Below are 14,019 nucleotides of genomic sequence, written 5' to 3'. Positions count from 1 at the left end.
AACTTGCAAATATCCTTGATTTGCAATATAATCAAGGATAGCAGGTTGACTATATCAACCGCCTCGTTATGAGGCAACAAAATCAAAAAAACTATTTGCCCAAACGGGGCGCATGTTAAACAAGGAGGACATTCAAAATGGCTAAAGCTAAATTTGAAAGAAGCAAACCGCATTGTAACATTGGTACCATTGGACACGTTGACCATGGTAAAACAACTTTAACAGCTGCTATCACAAAAACTCTTGCAGCAAGAGTTGCTGGTAACACAGCTACAGATTTCGAAAATATCGATAAAGCTCCGGAAGAAAGAGAACGTGGTATCACAATCTCTACAGCTCACGTTGAATATGAAACAGAAAAACGTCACTACGCACACGTTGACTGCCCAGGACATGCTGACTACGTTAAGAACATGATTACTGGTGCTGCTCAGATGGACGGTGCTATCTTAGTAGTAGCTGCTACAGACGGTGTTATGGCTCAGACAAAAGAGCACATCCTTCTTTCCCGTCAGGTAGGTGTTCCTTACATCGTTGTATTCATGAACAAATGTGATATGGTTGACGATGAAGAATTACTTGAATTAGTAGATATGGAAATCCGTGAACTCTTAAACGAGTACGAATTCCCAGGCGATGACACTCCAATCATCCAGGGTTCTGCTTTAAAAGCTCTTGAAGACCCAAGCGGAGAATGGGGAGACAAAATCATGGAATTAATGGATGCTGTTGACAGCTGGATTCCAGACCCACAGCGTGACACAGATAAAGACTTCATCATGCCTGTAGAGGACGTATTCTCTATCACAGGTCGTGGTACAGTTGCTACTGGTAGAGTAGAAGCTGGTGTTCTTCACGTATCTGAAGAAGTTGAAATCGTTGGTCTGAAAGAAGAAACACGTAAAGTAGTTGTAACAGGTATCGAAATGTTCCGTAAACTGTTAGACGAAGCTCAGGCTGGTGATAACATCGGTGCTCTTCTTCGTGGTGTTCAGAGAAACGAAATCGAAAGAGGACAGGTTCTTGCTAAACCAGGAACAATCACATGCCATACAAAATTCACAGCTCAGGTTTACGTTCTGACAAAAGACGAAGGTGGCCGTCATACACCATTCTTCAACAACTATCGTCCACAGTTCTACTTCAGAACAACAGACGTAACAGGTGTTTGTATGTTACCAGAAGGTACAGAAATGTGCATGCCTGGTGATAACGTAGAAATGACAATCGAACTGATTCACCCAATCGCTATGAGCCAGGGTCTTACATTCGCTATCCGCGAGGGTGGTAGAACTGTAGGTTCAGGTCGTGTTGCTACAGTAATCGAGTAATTATTGATTAGAACCAACTAAAATATAGAGTATCGGAAGATACATTGTGTCCAAGCGTAAGATGCCCCGGAACCGTAAGGTTTCCGGGGTTTTTCTGTTGGGGGAAAAAGGTGAGATGTTTGTATGATAAAAATGGATGGGAGATGGGGAAGAATTTGATGTATAAGAGGTATTGAAATGAAGCAATTATTTGAAATAGATCCGACAATGGAAGAACGCTTTGGGCAATGTCCATATGCAACATTGTCTGTTCAATTAAAAACATTGGTAGAGAATGGACTGGTAGAGGGAAAGCAATATGAGTCAATTCCACCCAAAGTAGAATATTCTTTAACGAAAATAGGAAAGAAATTTCATTCGGTAATAGAAACATTGCAAAACTGGGGACAAGATTATATTGAATTTTTAAAAACAAAAAACTATAGAGTACAGCGAAAATTTTGCTGTATAGCGAAGAAAATGGGGCAGTCATGCATATCATGACATGCCCCATTTCTGTGTGTTAATAGAAGGTTTTTCCGGAAGCTTCCAAATCCTGTTCTAATTCCTCGGGTACATATTTTCTGAAGATATAAATGAAAATATTTGAGGTTAAATATGCTGTAAGTCCAATTCCGCAGCATAGGAATAACCCCATAAATGGCGGAAAAGAGAAGCCAAGCAGCACAATAGTGGCATAAATCATAAGTAAAAGCAAAGAGCAGAAAAAATGGCGGATAGACATAAGCAAAGCGTTTTTGATATTATTAAAGATTTTGTTTTCAAATTTTGCCTGTACCGGAAAAATATACAGAGCCAGCAGAATAAAAGGAATCAGAAACACAGAGCAGCTGATTAACATTATCCGGCCCATGGTGTTTTGCAGTGCCATACTGATTCGGATGTCCAGAAAAAATAAAAGACTTACAGCAGCCAGTCCCAGCCAGAGAATGGTAGATTGGCGAAAATTTTGTCGGAAAGCCTTGCGGAAATTCTGTGATACATAACCTTCTCCTGTTCGGATACGTTTCATACAACTGTAATAAAGCGCAGTAGTGGAAGCGCCTATGGTTATCAAGGGCAGGCTGTAAAGAATCCAAAGTATATGCAAAGTTACCACATCTGCCACGAAATAGAGAAAACGGGAAAATGCGCTGTCATAGGAAAACAAATTCATATAAACATCTCCTTCAAAGTTTTGTCAGATTCTTCATGTACGAATACACGGGTTTTGTCAATTTCATTTAAATTATTATAACGTTTTTTTTCTTGGATAGAAAGTGTAATTTTAGACAAAAAACTTTAGTTGAAACTGTAATATTTTAATAAAAACTAAATTAAATATTGCGGGAAGTAAAAAAGTAGTGTAGACTGAAGCGTATGAAAATAAAACCTGTGTATGAGGGAGAATGAATATGAACAAAAATAATTTTAAAAAGACAAGTTACAATCAACCATTTATTGAACAGAGAGCAGACCCTTATGTGTATAAACACACAGATGGGATGTATTATTTCACTGCGTCTGTTCCGGAATATAACAAAATCATACTGCGCAGGTCAGATACCATTGAGGGGCTGAAGGAGGCCGAAGAACACGTTCTTTGGAGAAAACACGAAAAAGGACCTCAGAGTATTCATATATGGGCGCCGGAAATTCATTACATCTATGGTGGCTGGTATATTTATTATGCAGCCGGGGACGCGGCAGATATCTGGGAAATTCGCCCGTATGTACTGCACTGCAAAGGGCAGAATCCATTAGAAGATGAATGGGAGGAGCTGGGGATGATGCAGGCTGCCGATGGGGATGAGTTTTCCTTTCATGCCTTTTCTCTGGATGCAACAGTTTTTCAGCATAAGGGGGAATATTATTGGGTATGGGCGGAAAAGACCGGAGTTGGCAAGCAGATTTCCAATTTGTATATTGCGAAACTGGCGGCCCCGAATAAACTTGCGACGGTTCAAGTGCTTTTGACGACGCCCGACTATGCCTGGGAAAGAGAAGGCTTCTGGGTGAATGAAGGGCCGGCCGTGTTAAAACATGGAGACAGAATTTATATGACGTTTTCGGCCAGCGCTACGGGAGCCTGCTACTGTATGGGGCTGTTGTATGCTCATGAGGATGCGGATTTGCTTGACCCTCATGTATGGACAAAACTGAAAAGACCGGTTTTGCAAACAGACACAGAGAAAGGAATTTATGGACCGGGTCACAATTCCTTTGTAAAGGCGGAAGATGGAGTGACGGATTTGTGTATTTATCATGCGAGACAGTATGATGAAATACAGGGAGATTCTTTGTATGACCCAAATCGTCATGCCATGATTATGAAAGTAAACTATGATGAAAAAGGCTTTCCTGTATTTTCTTACGATACGATGTCATAAAACATATACTTTTGTAAAATCTAAAATATTATAGAATTATAGTTTAAATTGCATAAAATAATGGGTGCGGAATTGTGAAATAAAGAGAAAGTGTGGTAGATGTTTAGTTAAATATAAAAAACTATTGAAAAAACTAAAAAATAGTGGTATTATTTCAGCAATTAGTAAATAAGGTATTGGAAAATATTACCTAGGGAGGAAAAGATTATGAAGGCAAAAAAAATTCTGGCTGCAGGACTTGCAGTAACCACGTTGGCATCAACTGCTTTAACCGGATGTGGAAATTCCGATTCTTCTGAAACGGCAGATGGAAAAAAGAATTTATCTGTTTTTATCTTTGCCAATGACCATGAGTCAAAAGTGTACAAGGATATGATTAAGAAGTTTGAGGAAGACCACAAAGATACGATTGGAAAAGTGGATATTCAGATTACTACACAGGAAGAATATAGTAAGACATTAACAGGAATGATGACAGCGGGGGATTTGCCGGACGTATTCTATGTGGGACCTGAGGCCGTAGAACAATATGTGGAAAATGGTTATATTGCAGATTTGCAGCCAATTTTGGATGAGAAAGGAATCAGTACAGACGGACTTGTGGCGCAGGAGGCATTAAACAGCTATAGATACGATGGAGAAAAGACCGGTTCCGGTGATTTGTATGCACTTCCGAAAGATGCCTCTGTATTTGCCTATGCTTACAACAAAGACATTTTTGATGAAGCAGGTATTCCATATCCGGATCCTGAAAATCCATATACCTATGAAGAGTTTGTAGATGTATGCCAGAAACTTACAAAAGATACAGACGGAGATGGGGAAATCGACCAGTGGGGCTGTGGTATGGCCAATGCCTTTATGCTTCAACAGTATGTATGGTCAAACGGAGCTTCCTATTTATCTGACGATTATAAAACAGTAAATATTGATACTCCGGAGTTTAAAGAGGCTTTACAGAAATATGTAGACTTGACATTAAAGTATAAAGTAACACCTACCGTAGAGCAGGACGCTTCTCTTGGTGTATATCAGAGATGGCTGGCAGGACAGGAAGCTTTCTATGCATGTGGAACATGGGATGTGGCCGCTTTTATGGATAAAGAAACTTTCCCGTTCAACTGGGATTTGTGTGCGTTCCCGACTTTGTCAACAGGAAAAACTATGACCTGGCTTGGAACCGTTGGGTTCTGTGTATCTGAAAACAGCAAAAATAAAGAGGAAGCAGCAGAACTGATTTCTTATCTGTGTACAGATGAAGATGGACAGAAAGAACTTTCCGGTATTACAGGCGGAGAATCTATTCAGCTTCCCAATATTAAAAGCCTTGCAGATGGAGAATTTGTAGATGCAATTAACAGCGGAACACTTCAGTTCCCGTCTAATGTAAATGTATTTTTTAATTATCTGAACGGAACAGACAAATATGAGGGAAGATTTCAGGAAACAACTTATACACCAAATGCAGAATGGAATGATATCTTCCTGGAAGGTTTGGATAATGTAAAAAATGGCTCTATGACGGTGGATGAATACATAGAGCAGGTAGCACCGAAAATGCAGGAATCTCTTGATGAGGCCTGGGAAAGCGTAGAATAAGGCTGCAAGTGAGAAGCGCTCCTGTATAGGGATTTGTAAGAAAATATCCGTTATACAGGAGGCTTTTCTTTGTTTGGAGGGATAGAGTTATGAGCAGAACAAAAGTAAAACCAATCAAGAGAAAAATGAGCAAAGCTGCTTTTAAGGAGCACTGCTGGGGACTGGCCTTTGTATCACCGCCTTTTATTGGATTCTGTATTTTTATGGCATTTCCGATTGTGTTCGCATTTGTAGCGAGTTTGACAAAATGGAACGGTATGAACCAGATGCTGGATAACTTTGTGGGCTTGGACAATTACATTAAATTACTGGGAGATGAGAAGTTCTGGAAGGTACTGCTGAACACAGTGATTTATATGATAGGTATTCCTGTTGGCATGATACTGGCGTTGGTGATTGCGGTAGGAATGAACCGAAAAATAAAGGGAATTAAGATTCTTCGTACGTTATACTATGTACCGGTTGTATCTTCCCTGGTTGCGGTAGCTATTCTGTGGATGTGGGTTTTCAACTATGACTATGGTCTGCTGAATAGTATTATCAAAGCTGTTACAGGCGCTCATGGTCCTAATTGGCTGGGAGATGAATTTTGGGTAAAAGTATCCATGATTATTTTTATGGTATGGAAAGGTCTGGGTGGTTCCATTATTTTGTATCTGGCAGGTCTGCAGAGTATTCCGAGAGATTATTATGAGGCTGCTAAAATTGATGGCGCTAATGGCCTGAAGCTGTTTCGCTATATTACCATGCCTTTGGTATCTCCGGTTACTTTTTATTTGTTGATTACAGGTCTGATTGGTGGTTTCCAGGTTTTTGTAGAAGTGCTGGTTATGGTTCCGAACGGAGGCTTAAACTACAGTGCTGCAACCGTTGTATTCTATCTCTATGATAAGGCCTTTGGCAATAACCAGATGGGATATGGTTCTGCAATGGCATTTATTCTGGCAATCTTTATCTTTATCATTACGGCAATTAACTTTAAGGCCCAGGATAAATGGGTAAAGACCATTGAATAGGAGGGGAAAAGAAAATGGCTAAATTAGATGAAAAAAGTTCTGAAGTGAAAACGAAAAAAGCAAAAATAGTAGACAGGATTGTTTTTACTCTCCTTTTGATAGGCGCTATTGCCATGGTATTTCCGCTGATTTATATGCTTCTGAGTTCCTTTATGACAAAAAATCAGATTTTGTCTGCGAACTTCAGTATTATTCCGAATCCGTGGAAGTTTGGAAAGTATGCAGAGGTGCTGCAGAAACCGGAATTTATGAGAGGTCTTAGAAATACGCTGATAGTAGCTATGCCAGTATTGATAGTTGGCGGATTTACTTCTTCTTTGGCGGCGTTTTCTTTCAGCAAGCTGAAATTTAAAGGGAAAGATGGAATTTTTCTGGGATTGCTGGCAACTATGATGATACCGTTTGCGGTCGTTATGATACCCCAGTATGTGATGTTTACAAAGATGGGATGGACAAACAGTCTTTTGCCTCTGATTATTCCAGGGCTTTTTGGAAATGTCAGTATTATTTTCTTTTTGCGGCAGAATCTGACCAGCGTTCCGGATTCTATGGTGGAGGCTGCTAAAATTGATGGCTGTGGCTATTTTAAAATGTATTATAAAATTTTTCTTCCTTTGATGAAGGGGGCATTAATGACACAGATTATTTTGTGGTTCATGGGAATCTGGAATGATTATCTGGCACCGACTATTTTTATTCAGGATGAACAGTGGTTTACTCTGCAGGTGGTTATCCGGTCCTTTAATGCTTATTATGCAGTAAACAGCGATTACCCGCTGATTATGGCAGCTTCTGTTTTAGCAATCCTGCCAACGCTGCTTTTGTTCTTTTTCTTCCAGAGATACATTATTGAATCCATGGCAGTTACTGGTGTAAAAGGATGAGGTGTGTTTCTGTGTATGAAGAAAATGAAGGGGAAGTACAAGGTGTTCTTCGCCTGAACGAGACAAATGTGTATCAAAATCCAGTGGTATGGTCCCACGATCCGTCTATGATGTGGGACCCTGTAACCAAACTGTATTATTCCTATAGCACAGATATTTACAGACCTGAAGAGGGATTAAGAGAAAAAATAGGAATTCCGGTGCGCAGTTCCAGGGATTTAATACATTTTACTTATGAGGGAATCGTACTTTCGGAAAAGGCTATACGGGAAGGGCGGGATAATGGGGATTTTCCGCCTACGGAAGGTTTTTGGGCGCCTTATGTGGAGTATGTAAAAGGAGAATATCGAATGTATTATTCTGCAACGAAAGCCTTTGGCAGTTCGGAATCCCGCATATGGCTGGCTGTAGCCAGGCATCCTCTGGGGCCTTTTGAGAATAGAGGGGTTGTGGCAGATACCTGGGGAACGGATAATACTTATCCAAATGCAATTGATGCACATGTGGTATGGGATGAACACCGGTGTTATTTGGTCTATGGCTCCTTTTTCGGAGGAATCTATATAAAAGCTCTAGATCCGTCTACGGGATTATCCGCAGATGGTAATCCGAAAAGTTTCGGAAAGTGTATTTCCAGACGAGGAAAAGGATTTTCAAAAGACGGACCGGAAGGTGCTTCCATTATATATATGCCTGAAAACGGTTGGTTTTATCTGTTTCAGTCTTATGGCTGGCTGGGAGACGATTACGATATTCGGGTAGGGAGAAGCAGAAATGTGACCGGCCCTTATCTGGACTTTTGTGGAAAGAATCTGAAAGAAGAAAGCATGGGAGTTCAGATTGCAGGGAGTTATAGGTTTGAAGCTGGAAATCCTAATGCAGGGATAAATGGGAATTCATGGAAATGGAATGGATTTCGAGGTCCGGGGCATGGCGTGCCCTTTTATGACGAAAGGCGGAACAGATATTTTTTTGTGCATCATGTAAGAGATGGTGCTGAAATATACAGAGACTATGACGAAGAGGAAAAGCGTGCCAGTTATCAGGTGCATTACATGATGGTACGCACAATGGCACTGATAAATGACTGGCCTGTTTTTCTGCCCGAACCGTACCAGGGAGAGGAGAGGAAAATTCCTGTTTCTGAAGCTCCCGGTGGATATTGGGAAATTTTATATTTCCGGGAAGATGGAAAAGAAATCCAGCGCTCAGAAAAGGTTCTGATAGCGGATTTTTGTAAGCACTTTGAAAACTCTATAGTTTATGAATGCAGAGATTTTGAGAATGGAAAAAAATCGGTAGTTATGTCGGGAATTGATAAATCCGGTCTTGCATATTGGGGAAAATTCATGTATAGTATAGTTTAGATAAGTCTAAAATTTTTAAGGTTATCTGGAAAGTGGGAAGAAGCAATGTTACATATTAAGAGCTTAGATGAGGGTCTTGAGATATTCAAGGCATTGGGGTCAGAAGTCAGAATTAATATTGTCAAACTGCTGCTGGAAAACCGAGAGATGAATATGAATGAACTTGCATCCAGCTTGGGCATTACGAATGGTGCATTGACCAGCCATATTAAGAAACTTGAAGAGACGGGCATAATTAAAGTCATTACAGAACATGGCGGACATGGGAATCAGAAGCTGTGCAGAGTCGATGTGGATAAGATTCTGGTGGAAGTAGAGGGCAAAGAGGCGGAAGATGAAAACAATATCTATAACACGGAAGTGAGGGTTGGACATTATTCTGATTATGAAATTTATCCGACCTGCGGTTTAGCCACAGACACGGCTTTGGTAGGGGAAGTTGATGATCCAAGATATTTTGCTCATCCGGACAGAATTAAAGCAAGAATTCTCTGGTTTACAAAGGGTTATATTGAATATATTATACCCAATCTTTTGCCCAGTGCAACAAAGATAGAACAAATTACCCTTTCTCTCGAAATTAGTTCAGAGGCGCCGGGAGTCAACAGCGACTGGCCTTCCGATATTTCTTTTTACTTAAATGATGAGAAAATCGGAACCTGGACAAGTCCGGGAGATTATGGCGATGTCCGGGGAATTTTCACTCCGGATTGGTGGTTCCCGAATTGGAATCAATATGGACTTTTGAAAATGATTGTAATTAATAAGAAAGGAACTTTTGTAGATGGATTAAAAATATCGGATATTAATATCCGAAAATTTAATCTGGATTATAAGAGTACCATCCGATTTAAGTTCCAGATTGAAGAAGATGCTAAAAATGTAGGCGGCATCACAATTTTCGGCAATGGATTCGGAAATTACAATCAGGACATTAAGGTTCGGATTGCATATAGTCAAATGTAAAGAAGATAGAAGCGGCTCAATATTCTGCATTATAAGCAGAGTTGAGTCGTTTTGTTTTGCATCTGCGGGAGTAAAAGGAGGCAGCATGAAGAAAAAAGCAATTTTATATCTGACAATGGCCCTGTGTGTTGGCATGGCTGGCTGTGGACAAAAAGAAAAGTTAAAGGCAGATAAAGCTTTCGAGAAAGAATTTAAAGAGGTATCTGTTCATGACCCGTCGGTTGTGCAGGGAGATGATGGAAGTTATTATATTTTTGGTTCTCATCTGGCAGTAGCGAAAACCGATGATTTTATGAATTGGGAATATGTGAATCAGGGAGTGAAGAATGATAATTCCGTTATCCCGGATGTGTATCTGAATATGAAAGAGGCATTTGAATGGTCTCACAGCAATACGTTCTGGGCTCCGGATGTGGCAAAGCTGGCAGACGGGAAATTTCATTTGTATTATTGTAACTGTCAAGGAGATGCCCCGGTTTCCTGTCTCGGAACAGCGGTTTCTGACACAGTAGCAGGTCCATATATTAACGAGGGGCTGATGTTGAAATCCGGAATGGGTGCAGAAGAAAAAGACGAGGATGGTAATTTGTATCAGGCAACCACGGACCCTAATACGGTAGACCCATGTACCTTTTATGACGCAGAGGGAAAACTCTGGATGGTTTACGGTTCTTATTCGGGCGGAATTTTCATAAAAGAAATGAATCCGGAAACGGGTCTGCCCCTGGAAACAGGCTATGGGAAAAAACTATTGGGCGGCAATCATCTTAGGATAGAGGCGCCGTACATTATATATAATGAAGAAACAGGATATTATTACATGTTTCTTTCCTTTGGAGGATTGGATTCTACCGGAGGATATAACATCCGGGTGTGCAGGTCTGAAAATCCAGACGGTCCCTATGTGGACTCCATGGGACAGGAAATGGAGGATTGTAAAGGGGCAGCAGGGACATCTTTTAGTGATGCAACAGCAGCTTTGTATGGCACGAAGTTAATGGGGGGCTATAAGTTTTTATGGAAAGAAGGCGAAGAGGGAGAGGAAAGGGAAGGATACCTTTCGCCAGGACATAATTCTTGTATTTATCAGGAAGAGACAGACCGATATTTCATTATTTATCACACCAGATTTGAGAACAGGGGTGAAGAACATGAGGTTCGTGTACACCAAATGTTTTTCAATGAAGATGGCTGGCCGGTGATTGCGCCTTACCGATATACAGAGGAATCTTTGAAAGAATATACAAAGGAAGAACTTGCAGGAAATTATAAATTTATCAATCATGGCAGAGAGATTTCGGCAGATATGGCAGAATCAGATGAAATTCAACTTTGCACGGATGGAAAGATAAAGGGGGCGGCAGAAGGCACCTGGAATCTCAAAAAGGATTGTAAGATAGAGCTGGAGCTTGATGGAAAAAGTTATAAAGGTGTTTATTTAAAGCAATGGGACGAGGACGGCAAAAAGTATGTTATGACGTTTACTGCCCTGTGCAGTGAAACAGGAGTGTCTGTCTGGGGAAGTGGCCTTAACGCAATAGAAGAGTAGAAAAGGAGAAAAGCACATGGCAAGACTTGTAATTAACACAAAAAAGAAAGTAAGCAAAATCAACAAAGAAATTTACGGACATTTTTCGGAACATCTGGGAAGATGTATCTACGAAGGGATTTATGTGGGAGAAGACTCCCCTATTGAGAATGTCAATGGCATGAGATGTGATGTGGTGGAGGCCCTGAAGGAAATGAAAGTGCCTGTTCTGCGCTGGCCGGGCGGCTGCTTTGCGGATGAATATCACTGGAAAGACGGTATAGGACCGAAAGAAACAAGGAAAAAGATGATTAATACTCACTGGGGCGGAGTGGTAGAGGACAACAGTTTCGGAACCCATGAATTTTTTGAATTGTGTGAGCAACTTGGCTGCGAAACCTATATCAATGGAAATCTGGGAAGCGGTACGGTTCAGGAAATGTCCGAATGGGTAGAATACATGACTTTTGAAGGCGTTTCTCCTATGGCAGAGCTTCGTGCAAAGAACGGACACGAGAAACCGTGGAAAGTAGATTTTTTTGGTGTGGGAAATGAAAGCTGGGGCTGCGGCGGCAATATGAATCCGGATTTTTATGCCAATGAATACCGCAGATACCAGACTTTTATCAGAGATTATAAGGCAGGAGAGCATATTGAGAAAATTTGCTGTGGTGCAAATGTAGATGATTATGAATGGACAAAAGAGGTTCTGGATACCTGTTTTCGTCATTCTCTTCCTTTCCAGCATGGTTTTATGGACGGGCTTTCTCTGCACTATTATGTGCACCCGGAAGGATGGGATGTGAAAGGAAGTGCTACAGATTTTGACGAAACAGTATGGTACAAAACCTTAAATAAGGCTTTGTATATGGAGGAATTGATTCAGCGTCACGGGGCTATTATGGATACTTATGACCCAGAGAAAAAAATCGGCATGATTGTAGATGAGTGGGGAACTTGGTATACCTGCGAACCTGGCACAAATCCAGGATTTCTTTATCAGCAGAATACCATGCGTGACGCTCTGGTGGCAGGAATTACCCTGAATATTTTTAATAAACACAGCGACAGGGTGAAAATGGCAAACCTGGCTCAGATGGTCAATGTTCTGCAGTCAGTGCTTTTGACAGAAGGTGAAAAGATGGTGAAAACACCAACTTATCATATTTTTAATATGTATAAACATCACCAGGATGCAGAACTTCTGGACAGCCATATGGAGACGAAAACCATTGGCACAGGAGAGTGGAATGTGCCGAATCTGACAGAATCTGTTTCTGTGGCAGAAGATGGTACGCTGCATATTACACTTACAAATCTGTCTTTGGAAGAGGATTATGAAATTGATACCACCATATTGGATAAAGCAGTATCACAGGTGCGGGGAGAAATCGTCACAGGAGAAATGCATGCGAAGAATACCTTTGAAGAGCCGGAGACTGTAACAGTGGAAACCTTTGATAAAGCAGAGCTTACAGAGGGAGGATTGAAATTTACAATCCCAAAATGCAGTGTGGTACATTTAGAGGTGAGATAAAATGCCGGATAATATCCAGAGGATATGTAAGAAATGCCTTCTGCGGGATATGGAGGAAAAAGAATATTTCGCAAACATGTACGCTTATATTGATAATCTGTCCAAGGAGGATAAGGTGTCAGAGGCGGAATACCAGAGCAGGCTGGAGTTGTGCAGAAACTGTGAGAATTTGATTTCCGGGATGTGCAGAATATGCGGCTGTTATGTTGAAATGCGTGCGGCTATGAAAGTACGTCATTGTCCGGGCATAAAACCGAAATGGTAGTAAAAAAGTGCAAATCGTGTTACAGTATATATTAAGAAAAGTGTGAGCAGAAAACAGGAGGAACTGTTATGAGCTTTTTACAGGAATTACAAAAATATGATTTGCACTGTCATCTGGACGGCTCGCTGTCTGTGGATTGTATTCGTACCATGGCAGAACAGGCAGGGATTTCTCTGGAAGAAAAAAATCTCAAGGAGCGTCTTTTGGCTGATTTTAACTGCAAAAGTCTGGCAGAGTATCTGACGAAGTTTGATTTGCCTCTGGAATGTCTTGTGACAGAGGAGAATTTTACTGAGGCGGTAAAAGATGTCATGAAAACTGCTGCTGCAGAACGGGTGGTATATATAGAAATCCGTTTTGCACCCATGCTTTCTGTGAGAGAAGGGCTGTCTCTTCGCCAGATTATAGAAGGAGCTCTAAAAGGATTGAAGCAGGGGGAAGAAGCATATAGCATAAGGGGGAATTTGATTCTTTGCGGTATGCGCCACATGCCTTGGGAGAAAAATGTGGAATTGGTAAAGGCAGCAAAGGAATATTATGGTCATGGTGTCTGCGCCGTGGATTTGGCGGGAGACGAGGCCGCCTTTCCGGTAAGGCAGCAGGCGGTCATGTTCCAGACTGCGAAAGAGCTAGGTATTCCCTTTACCATTCATGCAGGGGAATGTCAAAATGCCCAGAGTATTTGGGACGCTTTGGAACTGGGCGCGTCCAGAATCGGACACGGAATCGCAGCTAGAAAAGACCCCAGGCTGATGGAATACTGTGTACAGCACAAAATCCCTTTTGAGATGTGTCCGGTAAGCAATCTCCAGACAAAAGCAGTACAAAGTATGGAAGAGTATCCATTGTTTCTGTTTTTGAAAAAAGGAATACCGGTTACCATAAACACGGATAATCGAACTGTGAGCAATACAAGTATTACAAGGGAACTTCAAATGATACAGGAATACTACGGATGTGCAGATGAAGTTTTGGAAACTTTGATGAAACATGCAAGAGATGCTGCCTTCTCCAGTTAGGAGAAAGGCAGTATTTTTTAATGTGGACTTTAGTCTGTTTCGCCCATTGGAGTTTTTCGTTGATCCGAAAAATGGAGATGGGCGAAACAATAATCCACCCGCTATGCGGGTGCGCGTCGATTGTTATACAAAAAAATT

General features: G+C 41.1%; 13 protein-coding genes. 12 read left to right on the top strand and 1 reads right to left on the bottom strand.

The window, feature by feature from the left end; genetic code table 11:
- The first annotated feature begins 137 nt into the window (after positions 1-137).
- On the top strand, positions 138-1,331 hold the full coding sequence (tuf, locus tag WBS51_RS13645) for an elongation factor Tu (protein ID WP_173749660.1): 1,194 nt from the start codon (positions 138-140) through the stop codon (positions 1,329-1,331).
- 177 nt (positions 1,332-1,508) lie between these two features.
- On the top strand, positions 1,509-1,814 hold the full coding sequence (locus WBS51_RS13640; RefSeq protein WP_173749661.1) for a winged helix-turn-helix transcriptional regulator: 306 nt from the start codon (positions 1,509-1,511) through the stop codon (positions 1,812-1,814).
- A 19-nt stretch (positions 1,815-1,833) separates the two neighbouring features.
- Here the strand turns inward: WBS51_RS13640 and WBS51_RS13635 are convergent, their stop codons facing one another.
- Positions 1,834-2,487 carry a YesL family protein gene (locus WBS51_RS13635; protein WP_294463248.1) on the bottom strand — a complete coding sequence of 218 codons (654 nt, stop codon included), beginning with the start codon at positions 2,485-2,487 and terminating at the stop codon, positions 1,834-1,836.
- A 238-nt stretch (positions 2,488-2,725) separates the two neighbouring features.
- Here WBS51_RS13635 and WBS51_RS13630 point away from each other — a divergent pair, with 238 nt between their 5' ends.
- From WBS51_RS13630 to add, 10 genes are all read left to right on the top strand, one after another.
- A complete protein-coding gene (locus WBS51_RS13630) occupies positions 2,726-3,700 on the top strand; it encodes a glycoside hydrolase family 43 protein (protein ID WP_173749663.1) in 975 nt (324 codons plus the stop codon).
- 207 nt (positions 3,701-3,907) lie between these two features.
- Positions 3,908-5,299 (top strand): ABC transporter substrate-binding protein, encoded by a 1,392-nt coding sequence (locus tag WBS51_RS13625; RefSeq protein ID WP_294463246.1) that lies wholly within the window; start codon positions 3,908-3,910, stop codon positions 5,297-5,299.
- A gap of 89 nt (positions 5,300-5,388) precedes the next feature.
- On the top strand, positions 5,389-6,315 hold the full coding sequence (locus tag WBS51_RS13620; protein WP_173749665.1) for a carbohydrate ABC transporter permease: 927 nt from the start codon (positions 5,389-5,391) through the stop codon (positions 6,313-6,315).
- 14 nt (positions 6,316-6,329) lie between these two features.
- Positions 6,330-7,199 (top strand): carbohydrate ABC transporter permease, encoded by an 870-nt coding sequence (locus tag WBS51_RS13615; protein WP_173749666.1) that lies wholly within the window; start codon positions 6,330-6,332, stop codon positions 7,197-7,199.
- An 11-nt stretch (positions 7,200-7,210) separates the two neighbouring features.
- A complete protein-coding gene (locus WBS51_RS13610; protein ID WP_226853663.1) occupies positions 7,211-8,566 on the top strand; it encodes an arabinan endo-1,5-alpha-L-arabinosidase in 1,356 nt (451 codons plus the stop codon).
- 45 nt (positions 8,567-8,611) lie between these two features.
- Positions 8,612-9,532 (top strand): ArsR/SmtB family transcription factor, encoded by a 921-nt coding sequence (locus tag WBS51_RS13605; RefSeq protein WP_173749668.1) that lies wholly within the window; start codon positions 8,612-8,614, stop codon positions 9,530-9,532.
- Between the two features lie 85 nt (positions 9,533-9,617).
- On the top strand, positions 9,618-11,081 hold the full coding sequence (locus tag WBS51_RS13600; protein ID WP_173749669.1) for a glycoside hydrolase family 43 protein: 1,464 nt from the start codon (positions 9,618-9,620) through the stop codon (positions 11,079-11,081).
- Positions 11,082-11,097: 16 nt separating this feature from the next.
- Entirely contained in the window at positions 11,098-12,597 is a 1,500-nt protein-coding gene (locus WBS51_RS13595) for an alpha-N-arabinofuranosidase (RefSeq protein ID WP_291682420.1), read from the top strand.
- A gap of 1 nt (position 12,598) precedes the next feature.
- Positions 12,599-12,862 carry a DUF6171 family protein gene (locus WBS51_RS13590; protein WP_180211136.1) on the top strand — a complete coding sequence of 88 codons (264 nt, stop codon included), beginning with the start codon at positions 12,599-12,601 and terminating at the stop codon, positions 12,860-12,862.
- 68 nt (positions 12,863-12,930) lie between these two features.
- A complete protein-coding gene (add, locus tag WBS51_RS13585) occupies positions 12,931-13,881 on the top strand; it encodes an adenosine deaminase (RefSeq protein WP_291682417.1) in 951 nt (316 codons plus the stop codon).
- The last annotated feature ends 138 nt before the right edge of the window (positions 13,882-14,019 follow it).

The organism is Blautia acetica (assembly GCF_038739805.1).
GTDB lineage: Bacteria > Bacillota > Clostridia > Lachnospirales > Lachnospiraceae > Blautia.
The sequence above is the reverse complement of the archived record's forward strand: the minus strand, read 5'-3'. Positions and strand labels throughout refer to the sequence as shown.